We start from the raw sequence: 18,023 nt of genomic DNA, 5'->3' as shown, positions 1-18,023 counted from the left end.
CGCCGAGACCGGTCCGATCCCCCACCCCGGGCACCCGGGCGGCTGGGGCGACTGCCCCGGCCAGGCCGACCTCGGTGCCACACCCGGCCCGCCGGCCCCGCCCGCCCCCGGCCGGGGACACGGGCACGGGCACGGGCACGGCGCCGCGTCCCCGGCCGGGCGACGGGTGCGCAGGCTGCTGGTCGCCCTGCTCGTGCCGTGCGTACTCGCGACGCTCGCCGGGGTGGCCCTGCTGTGGCCGGGGGCGACCCCGGTCCCGGAGATCCCACCCACCCAGCAGGTGCACGGCACCGTCACCGCGGTGCAGGTCGCGGACTGCTCCCCCGGCGCCGGGGACCGTCGCTGCACCGGGGTGACGGTCGCGCTGTCCGACGGGCCGCGCGCCGGGCGGGACCTGGTGCAGCTGGTGCCGAACGAGCCGTCGACGCCGCGGTTCGCGGTGGGCGACCCGGTCACGCTGTCCTGGTCGGGCGCGAACCCCGACGACGCGGGCTCCTACCAGCTCGTGGACTTCCAGCGCGGCGCCCCGCTGGGGTGGCTGGCGGCGGCGTTCGCGCTGGCCGTCGTGGTGCTCGGGCGGCTGCGCGGGTTCGCGGCACTGGTCGGCCTGGCGCTGAGCTTCGTGGTCCTCCTGTGGTTCGTGCTGCCGGCGATCCTGTCCGGCGGCTCGCCGCTCGCGGTCGCCGTCACCGGCGCCTGCCTGATCATGTTCGTGGTGCTGTACCTGACCCACGGGTTCACCGCGCGGACCTCGTGCGCGGTGCTCGGCACGCTGGCCTCGCTCGCCCTGATCGGGGTGCTGGGCTACCTGTTCACCGTCACCTCGCGGCTCACCGGGCTCGACGACACCACCGCCACGCTGATCGGCACGCTCGGCCCCGGGGTACCGATCGACCCGCGCGGCCTGGTGCTGGCCGGACTGGTGATCGGCGCGCTCGGGGCGCTCGACGACGTCACCGTCACCCAGGCCTCCGCGGTGTGGGAGCTGGGCGCGGCGAACCCCGAGCTGGGTGTGCGCGAGCTGTTCGCGGCCGGGATGCGGATCGGGCGCGACCACGTCGCGTCCGCGGTGAACACCCTGGTGCTGGCCTACGCCGGCGCCGCGCTCCCGCTGCTGCTGCTGTTCACGGTGGCGGCGGGCGGCGTGACCCAGGTGCTCACCAGCCAGGACGTGGCGACCGAGATCGTGCGGACCCTGGTGGGCAGCATCGGGCTGGTCGCCGCCGTCCCGGTGACGACCGGGCTGGCCGCACTCGTCGTCGGCCGGCGCTGAGTCCCGGTCCGGCGACCTATCCGGCGGGCTGGAGCACGAAGTCGTAGCGGGCCTCGTACCAGGGCACCTCGCTGTGCCCGCCGTCCGGTGTGGGGCCGGGCTCGCGGCGGGTGAAGCCGACGACGAGTTCGCGCTTGACCCCGAACACGACGTCGGAGTCGAGGAACTCGGCGCCCTCCCGGAACAGGTGGGTGATCAGCGGCTCGTAGCCGGGCACGGCCAGCAGGAAGTGGATGTGGGCGGGCCGCATCGGGCTGATGTCGGTGCGCGAGACGAGGTCGCCGACGGGCCCGTCCATCGGGATGGCGTAGCCGAGCGGGGCGATGGTGCGCAGGCAGTAGCCGCCGTCGTCGCCGGTGGTGTACTTCGCGCGCAGCCGGGCCTCGTCGACGTCGAGCTGGGCCTCGTAGGTGCCGTCGGCGTCGGACTGCCAGACGTCGAGGACGGCTCCGGTCACCGGGGTGCCGTCGAGCGCGCGGACGCTGCCGTGCACGAACAGCGGGTCGCCGGGCAGCCCGTCGGACATGTCCTCGCCGGAGGCCTTCTCCGGGGAGCCGTCGATGTGGAACGGGCCCAGCACCGTCGCCGGGGTGGCGGCCGGGTCGAGCCGGTGGTTCTGCTGGACGACGAGCATGGACAGCCCGAGCACGTCGGAAGCGAGGATGAACTCCTCGCGCTTGTCGTCGGAGATCTGCCCGGTTGCGGTCAGCCAGCGCACCGCGGCCATCCACTCGTCCTCGGTGAGGTGGGTCTCGCGGGCGAAGTCGTGCAGGTGGCGCACCAGGGCGGTCATCAGCTCGGCGGTGCGCGGGTCGTGCGCGGTCGCCCAGCGCGCGACGGCGGCGTCGGTGATCGTGTCCTCGGTGACGGTGGTGGGCTGCGTCATCGCAGGTCTCCCTCGGGCTGGTACGGGTCGGGGTCGACAGACCGGTTGTGCAGGTCCACGGACAGGAAGATGTCGTTGGCGACGGGGTGGCGCAGCTCCTCGGCGAGCTGGCCGATCAGGCCCGCGGTGCGGGCGAGCAGGGCGAAGCCGCGCAGCAGCTCCAGCGGCAGTCCGAGGTCGGCCAGCGCGGCGCCGCAGACGCCGGCGCCGTTGAGCGGCAGCGTCCGTCCGAGCACCTGCGGGTGCACCCGGCCGATCGCGGCGAACAGCCTCAGGTGCGGGCCGGTCAGCCCCTCCTCGGCGGCGAGGGTGAACAGCCGCGGGGTGCGGGGGTCGCCGTCCTTGTGGACGTGGTGGCCGAGGCCCGGCACGAACCGCTTCGCCGCCCGCTGGGCGGTGACGATCTCCAGCGCGACGGCGTCCCAGCCGTCGTCGGTGGTCGGGCGCTCGACGGGCAGGTGGTCGTGCAGGAACCGGCCGCAGTCCTCGGTGACGCCGAGGAAGCGCGACCCGCCGCCGAGCAGCCCGGCGGCCAGCGCGCCCTGCACCGAGTCCGGCGCCGACAGGTGGGTGAGCCGGGTGACGATCGCGGTCGGGGTGAACCCGTGGTCGGCCAGCGCGGCGAGGACGGCCTCGAACACCCGGGTCTCACCGGGGGTGGGGCGACGCTGGGTGGCGAGCCAGAACGCGAGCTCGCCGAACCCGACCTTCCCCATGACGTCGTCGGCGAGGTCGTGGCCGAGCAGGGTGATGGCGTCCTTCGACGAGGCGCCCAGGGCGGTGGGGTAGGTCATGAGTCGAGCCATTTCCGCAGGTCGGCGCCGTGCTCGTCGAGCCGCGGCGGAGGGAGCCGGTAGACGGCCGGGGTGGCGGAGAACCGGACCGGGTGCCGGGTGGTGGGCACCGCGCGGTCCCCCTCCCCGACCGTGACGACGGGATCGAGCCCGAAGCGCTCGGCCATCGCGAACCCGCCGTCGATGGTCTGGATCGGCCCGGACGGCACGCCGGCGGCGGTGAGCAGCTCGAACCACTCGACGGCCCCCCGGGTCGCGAGCCGCTCCTCCAGCAGCGGGCGCAGCTCCTCCCGGTTGACCGTGCGGTCGGCGTTGCGGGCGAAGCGGGGGTCGTCGGCGAGGCCGGGCACCTCGAGCACGCCGCAGAGCTTGCGGAACTGGGCGTCGTTGCCGGCGGCGACGATGAGGTCGTCGTCGGCGGTGGGCATCGGCTCGTAGGGGAACACCGAGGGGTGGGCGTTGCCCATCCGGTAGGGCACCGTCCCGCCCGCGACCCAGGCGGAGCTGTGGTTGACCAGCCCGGTCAGCGCGGAGGACAGGAGGTTGACCTCGACGTGCTGGCCGGTGCCGGTGCGGTCGCGGTGGCGCAGCGCGGCGAGGACGCCGATCGCGGCGTGGTTGCCCGCCATCACGTCGAACACCGAGATCCCGGCCCGGTACGGCGGCCCGTCCGGGTCGCCGGTGAGGCTCATCAGCCCGGACATCGCCTGCACCATGAGGTCGTAGCCGGGGACGTGCGCGCCCGCACCGGAGCCGAACCCGGAGATCGAGGCGTAGACGACACCGGGGTTGTCGGCGGCGACGGAGGCGTGGTCCAGCCCGAAGCGGGCCATCCCGCCGGGCCGCAGGTTCTCGATGACGACGTCGGCGCGGCGGGCGAGCTCGCGGGCCGCGGCGAGATCGCCGGGGTCGCGCAGGTCGAGCGCGATCGACCGCTTCCCCCGGTTGATGCCGAGGTAGTAGGTGGCCTCGCCGTCGCGCTCGGGCGGGGTCCAGGTGCGGGTGTCGTCGCCCGCCGGTCCCTCGACCTTGATGACGTCGGCGCCCATGTCCGCCAGCAGCATCGTCGCGTACGGCCCGGCCAGGATCCGGGAGAAGTCGGCGACGAGTACGCCGTCGAGCGGCCCGCCGGTTCCGGGTTCCGCCATCGGTGTCCCTCCGAAGTGATCGCTGTGCGGACGAGTGTCCGCCAGACGATCGTGGCCCCGGGCGCGGGCGGCGGTCAAGCCGTGGCCGACACCGTCACGTGCGGCGCGGAGGCGAGCCGGGCGAAGTCGGCGCTGATGTCGCCCGCGGCCTGCAGCAGCAGCGGCAGATGGTGTTCGAGCAGGGTCTCCAGCGAGGTCTCCGCGGCGTGGCAGTTGACGTTGACCCCGGCGACGACCCGGCCCTCGCCGTCGCGCAGCGGGGCGGCGACCGAGCGGATGCCCGGGGCGAGCTGCTCGTCGGTCAGCGCCCAGCCGCGGGCCCGGACCTCGCGCAGCTCGGCGTCGCGCTCGGCGGGCGCCGGGGCGTGCCGCGGGGTCAGCCCGGAGCGCGACGGCTCGGCCAGCACCCGTTCCAGCTCCTCGGGGGCCAGCGCGGCGAGCTGCACCTTCCCCAGCGACGTCGACGCGGCCGGGAACCGCGTCCCGATCTGCACCGACAGCGCGACGATCTTGGGCACAGCGACCCGCGCGACGTAGACGATGTCGCTGCCGTCGAGCTGGGCGATCGAGCACGACTCGTGGGTCCGCGCGACGAGTCGCTCCAGGTGCGGCCGGGCCACGTCCCACAGCCCGGTCGACCGGACGTAGGCGACGCCCAGGTCCAGCACCCGCGGGGTCAGGGCGTAGCCGCGCTCGCCGGAGCGGACGTAGCCGAGCTCGGTGAGGGTGAGCAGCACCCGGCGCACGGTCGGGCGGGCGAGCCCGGTCGCGCCGGCCAGGTCGGCGAGGGTCATCTCCGCCCGTCCGGGCCGGAAGGCGGTGATCACCTCGAGACCACGGGCGAGCGCCTCGATGAAGTCCGGGCCGGTCCCGTCGCGTGCCATGGGCCCACGGTAGCCGGACACCCCCGCGACCCGGCCGTTGACAGCGCAAGAAGGGTGCGCGACAGTGATCGCCGTCCGTGCGATGTCCGCACAGCGGACGCCTGTCCGCAGAATCGAGGAGTGCGTCGATGAGCGTCGTCTTCCGCAACGGGACCGTCCTGACGGTGGACGCGGGCCGGACGGTCCTGTCCGGCCACGACGTCCTGGTGACCGGTGACCGGATCGCCGCGGTCGGGGTCGGTCTGGAGGTGCCCGAGGGCACCGAGGAGGTCGACGCGACCGGCGGTATCGTGATGCCGGGCATGGTCGACACCCACCGGCACATGTGGCAGACCTCGCTGCGCGGGTACGGCGCCGACTGGACGCTCACCCAGTACTTCGTCTGGAACTACCTGGAGTGGGGCAGGATCTTCCGCCCGGAGGACATCCACGCGGGGAACCTGCTCGCCGCGCTGGAGGCCCTCGACGCGGGCGTCACCACCACCGTCGACTGGTCGCACGGCCTGCAGACCCCGCAGCACGCCGACGCCGCCGTCGACGCCCTGACCTCCACCGCGGGCCGGTTCGTGCTCGCCTACGGCAACATCCACGACGCCCCCGCGAACTGGACCGCCGACCCCGGGTTCCGCGAGTTCGTGTCGCGGCGCATCACCCCCGGCGACGACATGCTCGGCTTCCAGCTCGCCTTCGACGTCACCGGTGACCCCGCGTTCCCCGAGCGCCCCGCGTTCGAGGTGGCCCGCGAGCTCGGCGTCGGCGTCACGACGCACGCCGGGGTGTGGGGCGCGACCAACGACGACGGCGTCCGGCTCATGCACGAGCACGGCTTCGCCGGGCCGGACACCGTCTACGTGCACGCCGCGACCCTGTCCGCCGACTCCTACCACCGGATCGCCGCGACCGGCGGCTCGGTGTCGGTGTCCACCGAGAGCGAGCAGAGCGCCGGTCAGGGCTACCCGCCCACCTGGGCGCTGCGCGAGCACGGGATCCCGGTGTCGCTGTCGATGGACACCTCGATGTGGTGGAGCGCGGACCTGTTCTCGGCGATGCGCACCACGCTGGGCGCCGACCGATCTCGCGAGCACCTGGAGGCACACGCGCGCGGGGACACCGTCACCCACTCGTCGCTGCGGGCCGAACAGGTCGTGGAGTGGGCGACCCGCGGCGGGGCCCGCGCGATCGGACGCGAGTCCGATCTCGGCTCGGTCGAGGTCGGCAAGAAGGCCGACCTGGTGCTGCTGCGCAACGACCACTCACCGGTGTCGTTCCCGCTGCTGAACCCGCACGGTCACGTCGCGTTCCAGGCCCAGCGCGGCGACGTGCACACCGTGCTCGTGGACGGGCGCGTGGTGAAGCGCGACGGGCGCCTGGTCGACGTCGACCTCGCCGCCGCGCGGACCGCGGTCACCGCCACCGTCGAGCACCTGCGCGCCACGATGGGCGAGGCGGCCTGGCAGGCCGGGATGAACCCCGAGATCCCCGAGACCAAGGTCCTCGACAATCCCTACACCTACACCGACTACCGCAGCGCGGCCACGCACGGCGGCTGATCAGGCGGGGAGGCGGGCGACCAGGTGCGCCTCCCCGTTGCCCTCGCCGTGGGCGAGGACCTCGAGGCCGGCGAACGCGGCGGTCAGCTCACCGGGCACCGCCCGGAACGGGCCGCCCGCGTCGCCGACCTCGGACAGCACCGTGACCACCAGCAGCCCGCCCGGCGCGAGCGCGGCACGCAGCGCCGGGTAGAGCGCCGGGTCGCGGAACCGCTGGCAGACGACGACGTCGTAGCGGTCGTCGTCGCGGGGGAAGCCGGCGTCGAGGTCGGCCTCCACCCAGCGCACCCGTACGTCGTGGGCGGCGGCCAGCCCGGCGCCCGCGGCGAGCCCGGCCGGGGACACGTCGACGGCGACGACGTCGAGTCCCTGCATCGCCAGCCACACCGCGACCGCGCCGCGCCCGCAGGCCACGTCCAGCGCCCGGCCCGAGGACGGGAGCAGGTCCGTGCGCCCGCGCAGCGCGTCCGGCGGGAGCGGCGACCCGGCCCCCGCGGCGGTGTGCCGGGCGTCCCAGCGTTCGCGGTCCGAGGCCGCCACCGCGGCCTCAGCCCGCCAGGGCGGTCACGACGGCGTCGGTGACCGCGTCCAGCGGGACGTCCTGCTGCTCGCCCGAGACGAGGTCCTTGAGCCCGACGGTGCCGTTCTCCAGGTCCCGGTCCCCCAGGACCAGCGCGAACCGTGCGCCGGACCGGTCGGCGGACTTCATCGCGCCCTTGAGCCCCCGGCCGCCGTAGGCCAGGTCGACCCGCAGGCCCCGGGCCCGCAGCTGCGCGGCGACCACGACCAGGCGGCGCTGCGCGGCGGCGCCGAGGGACACCCCGAACACCTCGACGCGGGCGTCCGACCAGGGCTGCACACCTTCGGCGCGGCAGGCGAGCAGCGTGCGGTCGACGCCGATGCCGAACCCGACGCCGGACAGCTCGGGGCCGCCGAGGGTCGCCATCAGGCCGTCGTAGCGGCCGCCACCACCGATGCCGGACTGCGCGCCGAGGCCGTCGTGGACGAACTCGAAGGTGGTCTTGGTGTAGTAGTCCAGGCCGCGGACCATGCGCGGGTTCGGTGTGTAGGCGACGCCGAGGTCGTCGAGGTGGGCGAGCACCCGGGCGTGGTGGTCGGCGGCGGCGTCGGACAGGTGGTCCATCAGCAGCGGCGCGTCGGCCATCGCGGCGCGGACCTCGGGGCGCTTGTCGTCGAGCACGCGCAGCGGGTTGATCTCCGCCCGGGCCCGGGTCGCCTCGTCGAGGTCGAGCCCGGCCAGGAACTCCTGCAGCCGCTCCCGGTAGGCCGGCCGGCACTCGGCGTCGCCGAGCGAGGTGATCTCCAGCCGGTAGCCGGTCAGGCCGAGGGCCTTGAAGCCCTCGTCGGCGATCGCGATGACCTCGGCGTCCAGGCCTGCGTCGTCCACCCCGATCGCCTCGACGCCGACCTGCTGGAGTTGCCGGTAGCGCCCGGCCTGGGGCCGCTCGTAGCGGAAGAAGGGGCCCGCGTAGCGGAGCTTGACCGGCAGGCCCTGCTTGTCGAGGTTGTGCTCGATCACCGAGCGGACCACACCGGCGGTGCCCTCGGGGCGCAGCGTCACCGAGCGGTCGCCGCGGTCGGCGAAGGTGTACATCTCCTTGGAGACGACGTCGGTGGACTCCCCCACCCCGCGGGCGTAGAGGCCGGTGTCCTCGAACACGGGCAGCTCGATGTGGCCGTACCCGGCGCGCTCGGCGGCGGCGGCGAGGGTGTCCCGCACGTGCACGAACCCGGCCGAGGACGGCGGGAGGTACTCGGGGATGCCCTTCGGCGCGGCGAACGGCTCGGGCCTGCGGGCCCGGCCCACCTGCGGCTCGGTGGCGGTCACGGTTGCTGCACGTCCTCTCCGGGGATCATGTCGGGGGTCCTCCCAGCCTAGAACCGGTGTCTCTCAGCTTTCTCCCCAGGTCGCCCCGATACCCTCACCGCGCGTACGAGTGATCAAGTCAGGGAGTTGGGCGGGACGTGGCGACGAACGAGCAGCGCCGGGAGGCGGCCAAGCGCAAGCTGGAGGCGCAGCAGGCCCACCGGGCGCAGCGGCAGCAGCAGCGCAAGCGGAACACGACGATCGCGGCCGTCGTGACGGTGCTGGTCGTGGTGCTGGCCGCGGTCGGGGTGTACGCGCTGACCTCGGCCTGGGGCGGTTCCGACGACGCCGGGCAGAGCGCCGCGGCGCCCGCCGGGGACGGCCCGGACACCGCCGGTCGGCCGACGGTGCCGCTGCCCACGCGCCCGACGGCCCTGCCGGCGTCGGTGGACTGCACCTACCCGACGTCCCCCGAGCCCGCCTCGAAGCCGGTGAACCCGCCGGCGGCCGGCTCCACCCCGGCCCAGGGGACGGTCACGGCGGATCTGCAGACCAGCGCGGGCCCGATCGACCTGACGCTCGACCGCGGCCTGGCGCCGTGCACGGTCAAGAGCTTCGAGAGCCTGGCGCGGCAGGGCTACTTCGACGGGACCTCCTGCCACCGGCTGACGACCAGCCCCGGCCTGCAGGTGCTCCAGTGCGGTGACCCGAGCGGCAGCGGGCGCGGCGGCCCCGGCTACTCGTTCGCCGACGAGGTGTTCCCCGGTCTCACCTACGGCCGCGGGCTGCTCGCGATGGCCAACGCCGGCCCGGACACCAACGGCAGCCAGTTCTTCATGATCTACGGCGACGCCCAGCTGCCGCCGAGCTACACCGTGTTCGGCTCCATCGGCTCCGAGGGCCTCGCGACGCTGGACAAGGTCGCCAGGGGCGGCGAGTCCGCCGGCTCCGGTGACGGCGCGCCGAGCATTCCGGTCGAGATCCAGCGCACCGCACTCGGCTGACCGGCTCCCCGGTCCGCCCCTGGGTGGTGGGGCGGGCCGGGGTCAGGCCGCGCTGGTGACCCGGTAGACGTCGTAGACGCCCTCGATGTTGCGCACCGCCTGGAGCAGGTGCCCGAGGTGCTTCGGGTCGCCCATCTCGAAGGAGAACCGGGAGATCGCGACGCGGTCGCGGGAGGTGGTCGTCGTCGCCGAGAGGATGTTGACCTTCTCGTCGGCCAGGACCTTCGTGACGTCGGACAGCAGCCGGTGCCGGTCGAGCGCCTCGACCTGGATGGCGACCAGGAAGACCGACTCCGGCGACACCGACCAGGTCACGTCGACCAGCCGCTCCTCGCGCGCGGTGAGGTCCCCGGCGTTGGTGCAGTCGGTGCGGTGCACGCTGATCCCGCCGCCGCGGGTGACGAACCCGAGGATCTCGTCGCCCGGCACCGGGGTGCAGCAGCGGGCGAGCTTGATGTACAGGTCACCGAGGGCCTGCCCGTCCTCGCCGCTGACGACGACGCCGGCGTTGCCCGACGGACGCCGGTGGCGGACCGTCGACGGCGTCGCCCGCTCGGCGAGCTCCTCCTCGGCCTCCTCCTCGCCGCCGAACCACGCGACGAGGCGCTGCACGACGTGCTGGGCGCTGGCCTGGTGCTCGCCGACGGCGGCGTAGAGCGCGGAGACGTCGGAGTAGTGCATCTCCCGGGCGAGCGCGGACATCGCGTCGCCGGAGATGAGCCGCTGCAGCGGCATCCCGGTGCGGCGGGCCTCCCGGGTGATGGCCTCCTTGCCCTCCTCGACGGCCTCCTCGCGGCGCTCCTTGGCGAACCACTGCTTGATCTTGGCCTTGGCCCGCGGGGACTTCGCGATCTGCAGCCAGTCCCGCGACGGCCCGGCGTCCTCGGCCTTCGAGGTGAAGATCTCGACGACGTCGCCGGAGGACAGCTGCCGCTCCAGGGCGACGAGCTTGCCGTTGACCCGGGAGCCGATGCAGCGGTGCCCGACCTCGGTGTGCACGGCGTACGCCAGGTCGATCGGGGTGGAGCCGGTGGGCAGGGTGACGACGTCACCCTTCGGGGTGAAGACGAAGATCTCCCGCGCGGCGAGGTCGAAGCGCAGCGAGTCGAGGAACTCGCCGGGGTCGGCGGCCTCCCGCTGCCAGTCGAGCAGCTGGCGCATCCACGCCATCTCCTCGACCTCGACCTCCTTGTTGCCGCCGCCCTTGACCTCCTTGTACCGCCAGTGCGCGGCGATGCCGTACTCGGCGGTGCGGTGCATGGCGTGGGTGCGGATCTGCACCTCGAGGGGCTTGCCGTCCGGCCCGATCACCGTGGTGTGCAGCGACTGGTAGACACCGAACCGGGGCTGGGCGATGTAGTCCTTGAACCGGCCGGGCATCGGCTGCCACAGGGCGTGCACCATGCCGATCGCGGCGTAGCAGTCGCGCACCTCGTCGACGAGCACCCGGACCCCGACGAGGTCGTGGATGTCGTCGAAGTCGCGGCCCTTGACGATCATCTTGCGGTAGATCGAGTAGTAGTGCTTCGGTCGGCCCTCGACCTTGGCCGGGATCCGCGCGGAGTCCAGCTGCGCGGACACCTCGTCGATGACCTGGCGCAGGTAGGTGTCGCGCGACGGCGCACGGTCGGCGACCAGTCGGACGATCTCCTGGTACTTCTTGGGCTGCAGGATCGCGAAGGACAGGTCCTCCAGCTCCAGCTTCACCGTGGCCATGCCGAGGCGGTGCGCGAGCGGGGCGAACACCTCGAGGGTCTCGTTGGCCTTCTTGACCTGCTTCTCCGGGCGCAGGAAGCGCATCGTGCGCATGTTGTGCAGCCGGTCGGACAGCTTGATGACCAGCACCCGGGGGTCCCGGGCCATCGCGACGACCATCTTGCGGATCGTCTCGGCCTCCGCGGCGGTGCCGAACTCGACCTTGTCGAGCTTGGTGACGCCGTCGACGAGGTGCGCGACCTCGTCGCCGAAGTCGGCGCGCAGCCGCTCCAGGGAGTAGTCGGTGTCCTCGACGGTGTCGTGCAGCAGGGCCGCGACCAGCGTCGTGGTGTCCATGCCCAGCTCGGCCAGGATCGTGGAGACGGCGAGCGGGTGGGTGATGTAGGGGTCCCCGGACTTGCGGGTCTGGCCGTCGTGCTTGTCCTCGGCGACGTCGTAGGCGCGCTGGAGCAGCACCAGGTCGGCCTTGGGGTGCAGCGAGCGGTGGACCGCGGCGAGCGGCTCCAGCACCGGGGTCACGATGGCGACGCGCTGCGGCGTCATCCGCCGGGCGATGCGGGCACGGACCCGGCGGGTCGCGGACGGGCGCGGCGGCTCGTCGTCGGGCGTCAGCGGGCGCGTGGCCGGATGGGCGCCGGTCCGGTCGACCTCGGTCACCGCACCTCCTGCTCGTGCTCGGTGGCGGGAAGGGTCCCGGGTCCGAGGATAGTCCGCGAATCGGGGCCCGTCGTGGTCAGGCGTTCAGCAGGGCGTCGATCCGCAGGTCACCCAGCTTCGCCCGGCCGTTCAGCGCGGCCAGCTCCAGCAGCGTGCCGAACCCGACGACCTCGGCCCCGGCGTCGGCCAGCAGGGCGCAGGCGGCCGCGGCGGTGCCGCCGGTGGCGAGCACGTCGTCGACCACGTAGACCCGCGTGCCCGGCTCGACGACCCCGGCCGGCAGCTCCAGGGTGGCGCTGCCGTACTCCAGGTCGTAGCTGCGCGACGCGGCGACCGCGGGCAGCTTGCCCGCCTTGCGGACCGGCACGGTACCGACCCCGGCGACGAGCGCGACGGCGGCGCCGAGCAGGAACCCGCGCGCCTCCACCCCGACCACCAGGTCCGCCTCGCCCGCGTTGGCGGCCAGCTCGGTGGTGACGGTCGCGAAGGACTCCCCGTGCGCCAGCACCGGGGTGATGTCACGGAACAGCACCCCGGGTTGCGGGTAGTCGGGTACCGAGCGGACCAGCTCGGCGACCCGGAGCAGGTCGTCCGCGGAGTCCCCGGTGATCCCGGGCCCGACCCGGATGCCGTCGACCTGTGCCCCGCTCATCCGCGACGCCGTCCGGTCTTGCCGGTCGGGCGGGCGCCGGGCCGCGGGGCGGCGGGTGCGGAGGAGCTCACGGCGGCGAGGGTATCGGTGGCCGGATCGTCCTCGACGTCCGAGGCCGTCCCGCCCCGGCCGGCCGCGCGGGCACGACGTGCCTCGACCCGGGCGGCCTGGTCGCGGACCCGCTTGTCGCGCAGCTTGATGTCCACCAGGACCGGGGTGGCCAGCAGCAGCGAGGAGACGACACCGGTGATCATGCCGACCAGCTGCACCAGTGCCAGGTCGGCCAGCGTGCCGACACCGAGCAGACCGACACCGATCACGAGCAGGCCGAGCACCGGCAGGATCGCGATGAGCGAGGTGTTCATCGACCGCATCAGCGTCTGGTTCAGCGCGAGGTTCGCGGCCTCGGCGTAGGTGCGCCGGGTCAGCTTCAGCAGCCCGCGGGAGTTCTCCCGGACCTTGTCGAACACGACGACGGTGTCGTAGAGCGAGAACCCGAGGATGGTCAGCAGACCGATCACGGTGGCCGGGGTGACCTCCAGCCCGATGATCGAGTACACCCCGGCGGTCACGACGATGTCGTTGACGAGCGCGATCAGCGCCGCGGCGGCCATCGCCCGCTCGAAGTAGAACGCCAGGAACAGCGTGACCAGGACGATGAACACCGCCAGCGCGATCAGCGCCTGCGTGGTGACCTCGCCGCCCCAGGTGCCCGAGACCTGCGAGTCGCTGATCGAGGCGGCGCTCGGGGTGCCGTCCGCGCCGAGCGGCTGCAGCTGGGTGAACAGCGCCTCGCGCAGCGGCACGAGCTGCTCGGGGGTCAGCGGCTCGGACTGCAGCACGATGGACGCAGCGTCGCCGGACCCGACGGACTGGGTGACCTCGGGCGCGAAGCCGATCACGCCTTCGTAGACCCGGTCGACCTGCTGGGTGCTGATCGTGCCGTTCGCCCCGGTGGCGGGCAGCTGGATCTGCGAGCCGCCGGTGAAGTCGATCCCGAGGTTGAAGCCCCGGAAGACCAGCGACAGCACGCAGACGGCGATGAGCACGCCGAAGCCGATGTACCAGGTCTTCCGGCGGCCGATGATGTCGACGTTCGCGGTGCCGGTGGTGAGCCGGGTCCAGCCCGACAGCGACTCGGGGTTCGTCATGCGCCCGCTCCCTTCCCGGTGGTGGCCGCGCGCCTGCCGACGGCCGGCTTCTCACGGCGGTGCCGCGACCCGATCCGGTCGACCGCGGCGAGCCCGGACAGCCCGGGCCTGCCCAGCGACCTGGACCGGGAGATGAGCACGACCAGCGGGAACGTCACGAGGAACACGACGACGAGGTCGAGGACCGTGGACATGCCCAGGGTGAACGCGAAGCCGCGGACCTCGCCGACGGCCAGGATGTAGAGCACCGCGGCGGCGAGGAAGCTGACCGCGTCGGCGGTGAGGATCGTGCGCCGCGCCCGCTCCCAGGACCGCGGGACGGCCGAGCGGAAGGTGCGGCCGTCGCGCATCTCGTCCTTGAGCCGTTCGAAGAAGATGACGAACGAGTCGGCCGTGATGCCGATGGCGATGATGAACCCGGCGACGCCCGCCAGGTCCAGGGTGAACCCGATCCAGCGCCCGAGCAGGATCAGCACCGCGTAGACGACCAGGCCGGACAGGGCCAGCGACAGGATCGTCAGGATGCCGAGCAGGCGGTAGTAGAACAGGCAGTAGGCGAAGACCAGGGCCAGTCCGACGGCGCCCGCGATGAGGCCGGCCTCCAGCGAGGCGAGCCCGAGGGTGGCCGAGACGGTCTGGGCGTTGCCGGAGTCGAACGACAGCGGCAGCGAGCCGTAGCGCAGCACCTGGGCGAGCTGCTGGGCCCGGTCCTGGTTGAACTGCCCCGAGATCTGGGTCTGCCCGAAGATCGGCTGGTTGATCGTGGGGGCCGAGACGACGTCGCCGTCGAGGACGAACGCGACGTTCTTGCCGACGTTCTCGGTCGTGTACCGGCCCCAGGTGTCGGCGCCCTGCGGCTTGAAGGTCAGCCCGACCACCCAGCCGACGCCCTGCTGGTTCTGCTGGGCCTGGGCCGAGGCGATCTCGGTGCCCTCGAGGAACGACGGGCCGAGCAGGTACTTGGTCTGCCCGTCCTCGCTGCAGGCGACCAGCGGCTTGGTCGGGTCGTCGTAGCCCTGCAGGGGGTCCGGTGCGCCGCAGTTCAGCGCCAGCAGCGCCTGCAGCTGGGTGGCCTGGTCGGTGCTCTGCCGGGTCTCGCGGAGCTTCGTGACCTCGGCGGCGACGCGCGGGTCGTCCGGCGCGAGCCCGCCCGGGCTCGGCGTCGGGGACGGTACGGGTGTCGGTGGCGGGTCCTGCAGCGGCGAGACCTGCGCGACCGGCGCGACGGGACGGCTCTGCTCGCCCATGCCCTGCGGCTGCGCCGGGGCGGGGCTCGCGGGGGCCTGGCTCGCGGGGGCCTGGCCGGACTGCGCGTCCTGGCCCGGCGCGGGCTGTTGCCCGGCGGCCTGGTTCGCGGGGACGGGGCCCTGCAGCACCTCGCGGAAGCGCAGCTGCGCGGTCTGGCCCAGGGAGCGGGCCTGCTCGCCGGCGTCGCCGGGGACGGTGATGACGATGTTGCTGCCGTCCAGCTGGACCTCGGCGCCGCTGACACCGAGCCCGTTGACGCGCTGCTCGATGATGTCCTGCGCCTGGATCAGCTGGTCACGCGGCGGTGGCTGCCCGTCGGTGGTGCGGGCGGTGAGCGTGACGCGGGTGCCACCCTGCAGGTCGATGCCCAGCTTCGGCGTGAGGTTGCCGCCCCCGGTGAGGAACACCAGTGCGTACAGCACCACGACGATGCCTGCGAAGGCCGTCAGGTAGCGCCAGGGGCGCACGTGCTGCTGCCCCGACGACGTTGCCACGTGATCGTTCTCCTGATCCGACTCGTGCGGCGGCCGCGGCCGGCCTCACGGTCGGTCGCCGTCCCACCGGGCCGGTGCGGCAGAGCCGCGGCCGGGCCCGGTACGGACGCCGAGGCCGCCGGAACGGGCCGCCCGGCCCGTTCCCGACGTGCTCAGTGGATCGTCGGCTTGTTCTCCGACGCGTCCTTGTCGGCCGGCTCGGCGACGGTCTCCTCCGTCGCCTCGTCGGTCGCGACCTTCTCCCGGATCGCCGCACGCAGCCAGGTGGTGACCACGCCGTCGGCGATCTCGAGGTCGATCGTGTCCTCGTACGAGGCGTCGACGATGGTGCCCCGCAGCCCGGACGTGGTGACGACGACGTCGCCGTCCTCCAGTGCCTGCTGCATCGCCTGCGTCTCCGCCATCTGCCTGCGCTGCTTGCGGCCGTTCAGGAACAACGGCACGAACAGCAGCAGGATGATGAGGAACGGCAGCAGGGAGAAGATGCTCGAGCCGCCACCGGCCTGCTGGGCGAGGATTGAAGTCATCGTGCGGGGTCTCCGTCTCGTCTCGTAATCGTGAGTGTGCCAGCCGGGACCGACACCGACGGCCGGCCCCCTCCCGGAGGCGGACCGCTCGTCGCAGTGCGACGGGCCGAACGGCGTCACCCGGGGCCCGCCGGCTGCCCGACACGCCCCGGAACGAGCCGGACGCCCGGACCGTTCCGGTACGCCCGCATCAGGACGCCCGCCGGGCACGCGGTGTCCGGAGGACTCCGCGCGGTGTGCGGACACCAGGGTGCCCGTGGTCCCGGCCGGGCGGTGCCCGATCCGTTCGGTCCGTCCGGATCCTCCCATGTGAGGCGGCCCGCGCACTCCGGTGCCCCGACGGCACGCCGGGTCAGAACAGCGGGTCGACCCGGTGCCCGGCCGGTGCGTCCGCGGGTGGGGTCAGCCCGAGGTGGGTCCAGGCCAGCGGGGTCGCGACCCGCCCGCGCGGGGTGCGGGCGATCATCCCGGCCCGCACCAGGTAGGGCTCGCAGACCTCCTCGACGGTCCCCGGCTCCTCCCCCACGGCGACGGCGAGGGTCGAGACGCCGACCGGGCCGCCGTGGAAGGAGCGGACCAGCGCGCCGAGCACGGCGCGGTCGAGCCGGTCGAGGCCGAGCTCGTCGACGTCGTAGACGGCCAGCGCGTCGCGGGCGACCTCCCGGGTGACCACGCCGTCCGCGCGGACCTCGGCGTAGTCGCGGACCCGGCGCAGCAGCCGGTTCGCCACCCGCGGGGTGCCGCGGCAGCGCCCGGCGATCTCGGCCGCGCCGTCCGCGCGCAGGTCGATGCCGAGGATCCCGGCGGCCCGGCGGAGCACGCGGTCCAGCTCGGGGACGTCGTAGAACTCCATCTGCCCGGTGAACCCGAACCGGTCACGCAGCGGACCGGTCAGCGATCCGGCCCGCGTCGTGGCTCCGACCAGGGTGAACGGTGCGACGTCGAGCGGGATCGAGGTGGCACCCGGGCCCTTGCCGACCACCACGTCGACCCGGAAGTCCTCCATCGCGAGGTAGAGCATCTCCTCGGCGGGGCGGGCGGTGCGGTGGATCTCGTCGATGAACAGCACGTCGCCGGGCACGAGGTTGGACAGCATCGCGGCGAGGTCCCCCGCCCGCTCCAGCGCGGGGCCCGACGTCAGCCGGATCGCGGCGCCCATCTCCTGGGCGATGATCATGGCGAGGCTGGTCTTGCCGAGTCCGGGTGGGCCGGACAGCAGGATGTGGTCCGGCGGGTCGCCGCGGCGCCGCGCGCCCTCCAGCACCAGCTGCAGCTGCTCGCGGACCCGTGGCTGCCCCACGAACTCCTCCAGCGACCGGGGCCGCAGCGACGCCTCGACGTCGGTGTCCCCGGGCTGGACCCCGGCATCGACGGCGCGCTCGTCGAGATGCCCGTCGACCCCGGCGTAGGGGTCGGGCTCGGTCACCGCGACCTGCCGAGGCTCGACAGCGCGGTCCGCAGCAGGTCCCGGGCGTCGGTGTCGGGGGCGTGGGCCAGCACCGCGTCCACGGCCTGCTCGGCCGGGCGCTGGGTGAAGCCGAGCCCGAGCAGCGCCTCGACTACCTGCTCGCGCACCCCGAGCACCGGGGCCGGCGCGGCCGCGACCGCACCCGCGGGCACCGCGACGGGCGCGGTCACCTTGTCGCGCAGTTCCACGACCAGGCGCTCGGCGCTCTTGCGCCCGACGCCGGGGATGCGGGTGAGGACGGCGAGGTCACCGTCGGCGAGTGCGCGGCGCAGCGTGTCCGGCTCCAGCACCGCGATCGTGGCGAGCGCGAGCCGCGTCCCGATCCCGGACACGGTCTGCAGCAGCAGGAACAGCTCGCGCTCCTCGGCGTCGGCGAACCCGTAGAGGGTCAGGGAGTCCTCGCGCACCACCAGCGTGGTCGGCAGCCGGGCCTCCTCGCCGCGACGCAGCCCGCCCAGCGTGGCGGGCGTGGCGTACACCGCGAGCCCGACCCCGCCGACCTCGACGACGGCGTGGTCCAGCCCGATCTCCAGCACCGGACCGCGCACCGAGTGGATCACTGACAGGTCCCCCTCCCACGAACGACCGTTCGAGGCACCGACGCTACCGGGCCACACCGACGGAACCGCACGCGACACCACGCCACCACCGGGCGAGACGGGTCAGCGTGCGCCCCAGCCGCCGGCGGACCGGGCGTCGGCGGCCGCGCGGGCCGCGGCTCACTGCTGGGCGGCGCTGGGCCG

At 73.8% G+C, this 18,023-nt stretch carries 16 protein-coding genes; 3 read left to right on the top strand and 13 right to left on the bottom strand.

Annotation, left to right across the window (positions count from 1 at the left end):
* Window positions 1-16 precede the first annotated feature (16 nt).
* The gene (locus NH602_RS14965) at window positions 17-1,273 is read left to right on the top strand and encodes a YibE/F family protein (RefSeq protein ID WP_253068118.1); all 1,257 of its coding nucleotides are present in this window, start codon (window positions 17-19) and stop codon (window positions 1,271-1,273) included.
* Between the two features lie 16 nt (window positions 1,274-1,289).
* On the opposite strand, the gene NH602_RS14960 is transcribed toward NH602_RS14965, so the two are convergent.
* From NH602_RS14960 to NH602_RS14945, 4 genes are all read right to left on the bottom strand, one after another.
* A complete protein-coding gene (locus NH602_RS14960; protein ID WP_073574666.1) occupies window positions 1,290-2,159 on the bottom strand; it encodes a dioxygenase in 870 nt (289 codons plus the stop codon).
* Window positions 2,156-2,953, bottom strand: a complete 798-nt coding sequence (locus NH602_RS14955) for a citryl-CoA lyase (protein ID WP_100877597.1) — start codon at window positions 2,951-2,953, stop codon at window positions 2,156-2,158. The genes NH602_RS14960 and NH602_RS14955 overlap by 4 nt, the downstream gene beginning before the upstream one ends.
* Complete coding sequence (locus NH602_RS14950) at window positions 2,950-4,101, bottom strand: CaiB/BaiF CoA-transferase family protein (RefSeq protein ID WP_100877596.1); 1,152 nt, start codon at window positions 4,099-4,101, stop codon at window positions 2,950-2,952. The genes NH602_RS14955 and NH602_RS14950 overlap by 4 nt, the downstream gene beginning before the upstream one ends.
* A 74-nt stretch (window positions 4,102-4,175) precedes the next feature.
* Window positions 4,176-4,985 carry an IclR family transcriptional regulator C-terminal domain-containing protein gene (locus tag NH602_RS14945; protein ID WP_073574663.1) on the bottom strand — a complete coding sequence of 270 codons (810 nt, stop codon included), beginning with the start codon at window positions 4,983-4,985 and terminating at the stop codon, window positions 4,176-4,178.
* A 128-nt stretch (window positions 4,986-5,113) separates the two neighbouring features.
* On the opposite strand from NH602_RS14945, the gene NH602_RS14940 reads away from it, so the two are divergent.
* Window positions 5,114-6,535 carry an amidohydrolase family protein gene (locus tag NH602_RS14940; protein WP_253068117.1) on the top strand — a complete coding sequence of 474 codons (1,422 nt, stop codon included), beginning with the start codon at window positions 5,114-5,116 and terminating at the stop codon, window positions 6,533-6,535.
* Here NH602_RS14940 and NH602_RS14935 read toward each other — a convergent pair whose 3' ends face one another.
* Together NH602_RS14935 and hisS are read right to left on the bottom strand one after the other, a co-directional pair.
* Window positions 6,536-7,075: a bifunctional 2-polyprenyl-6-hydroxyphenol methylase/3-demethylubiquinol 3-O-methyltransferase UbiG gene (locus NH602_RS14935; protein ID WP_073574662.1), complete on the bottom strand. Its 540-nt coding sequence runs from the start codon at window positions 7,073-7,075 to the stop codon at window positions 6,536-6,538. It abuts the gene before it with no gap.
* Window positions 7,076-7,082: 7 nt separating this feature from the next.
* On the bottom strand, window positions 7,083-8,384 hold the full coding sequence (gene hisS / locus NH602_RS14930) for a histidine--tRNA ligase (RefSeq protein WP_174565858.1): 1,302 nt from the start codon (window positions 8,382-8,384) through the stop codon (window positions 7,083-7,085).
* Between the two features lie 137 nt (window positions 8,385-8,521).
* Here hisS and NH602_RS14925 point away from each other — a divergent pair, with 137 nt between their 5' ends.
* Window positions 8,522-9,367, top strand: coding sequence for a peptidylprolyl isomerase (locus NH602_RS14925; protein WP_073574661.1), 846 nt, complete (start codon window positions 8,522-8,524; stop codon window positions 9,365-9,367).
* 42 nt (window positions 9,368-9,409) lie between these two features.
* Here NH602_RS14925 and NH602_RS14920 read toward each other — a convergent pair whose 3' ends face one another.
* The 7 genes from NH602_RS14920 to ruvA all read right to left on the bottom strand — a co-directional run bounded on the left by NH602_RS14920 (window position 9,410) and on the right by ruvA (window position 17,840).
* A complete protein-coding gene (locus tag NH602_RS14920; RefSeq protein ID WP_073575273.1) occupies window positions 9,410-11,695 on the bottom strand; it encodes a bifunctional (p)ppGpp synthetase/guanosine-3',5'-bis(diphosphate) 3'-pyrophosphohydrolase in 2,286 nt (761 codons plus the stop codon).
* A 121-nt stretch (window positions 11,696-11,816) separates the two neighbouring features.
* On the bottom strand, window positions 11,817-12,392 hold the full coding sequence (locus NH602_RS14915; RefSeq protein ID WP_208823688.1) for an adenine phosphoribosyltransferase: 576 nt from the start codon (window positions 12,390-12,392) through the stop codon (window positions 11,817-11,819).
* On the bottom strand, window positions 12,389-13,543 hold the full coding sequence (secF, locus tag NH602_RS14910; protein WP_251782353.1) for a protein translocase subunit SecF: 1,155 nt from the start codon (window positions 13,541-13,543) through the stop codon (window positions 12,389-12,391). Before secF ends, NH602_RS14915 begins: the two co-directional genes overlap by 4 nt.
* Complete coding sequence (secD, locus tag NH602_RS14905; protein WP_253068116.1) at window positions 13,540-15,285, bottom strand: protein translocase subunit SecD; 1,746 nt, start codon at window positions 15,283-15,285, stop codon at window positions 13,540-13,542. The genes secF and secD overlap by 4 nt, the downstream gene beginning before the upstream one ends.
* Window positions 15,286-15,437: 152 nt before the next feature.
* Complete coding sequence (yajC, locus tag NH602_RS14900) at window positions 15,438-15,812, bottom strand: preprotein translocase subunit YajC (RefSeq protein ID WP_062395704.1); 375 nt, start codon at window positions 15,810-15,812, stop codon at window positions 15,438-15,440.
* Between the two features lie 352 nt (window positions 15,813-16,164).
* The gene (gene ruvB / locus NH602_RS14895; RefSeq protein ID WP_308215783.1) at window positions 16,165-17,238 is read right to left on the bottom strand and encodes a Holliday junction branch migration DNA helicase RuvB; all 1,074 of its coding nucleotides are present in this window, start codon (window positions 17,236-17,238) and stop codon (window positions 16,165-16,167) included.
* Window positions 17,235-17,840 (bottom strand): Holliday junction branch migration protein RuvA, encoded by a 606-nt coding sequence (gene ruvA, locus NH602_RS14890; RefSeq protein ID WP_062395706.1) that lies wholly within the window; start codon window positions 17,838-17,840, stop codon window positions 17,235-17,237. Before ruvA ends, ruvB begins: the two co-directional genes overlap by 4 nt.
* Window positions 17,841-18,023 lie beyond the last annotated feature (183 nt).

The organism is Pseudonocardia sp. McavD-2-B (assembly GCF_024124365.1).
Taxonomy (GTDB): Bacteria; Actinomycetota; Actinomycetes; order Mycobacteriales; family Pseudonocardiaceae; genus Pseudonocardia; species Pseudonocardia alni.
The sequence above is the reverse complement of the archived record's forward strand: the minus strand, read 5'-3'. Positions and strand labels throughout refer to the sequence as shown.

Bases quoted from the DNA above. Each gene is read 5' to 3' on its own strand.
- NH602_RS14945 (WP_073574663.1), bottom strand. From the start codon at position 4,985: ATGGCACGCGACGGGACCGGCCCGGACTTCATCGAGGCGCTCGCCCGT.
- NH602_RS14915 (WP_208823688.1), bottom strand. From the start codon at position 12,392: ATGAGCGGGGCACAGGTCGACGGCATCCGGGTCGGGCCCGGGATCACC.
- NH602_RS14955 (WP_100877597.1), bottom strand. From the start codon at position 2,953: ATGACCTACCCCACCGCCCTGGGCGCCTCGTCGAAGGACGCCATCACC.
- secF (WP_251782353.1), bottom strand. From the start codon at position 13,543: ATGACGAACCCCGAGTCGCTGTCGGGCTGGACCCGGCTCACCACCGGC.
- NH602_RS14940 (WP_253068117.1), top strand. From the start codon at position 5,114: ATGAGCGTCGTCTTCCGCAACGGGACCGTCCTGACGGTGGACGCGGGC.
- yajC (WP_062395704.1), bottom strand. From the start codon at position 15,812: ATGACTTCAATCCTCGCCCAGCAGGCCGGTGGCGGCTCGAGCATCTTC.
- NH602_RS14950 (WP_100877596.1), bottom strand. From the start codon at position 4,101: ATGGCGGAACCCGGAACCGGCGGGCCGCTCGACGGCGTACTCGTCGCC.
- NH602_RS14960 (WP_073574666.1), bottom strand. From the start codon at position 2,159: ATGACGCAGCCCACCACCGTCACCGAGGACACGATCACCGACGCCGCC.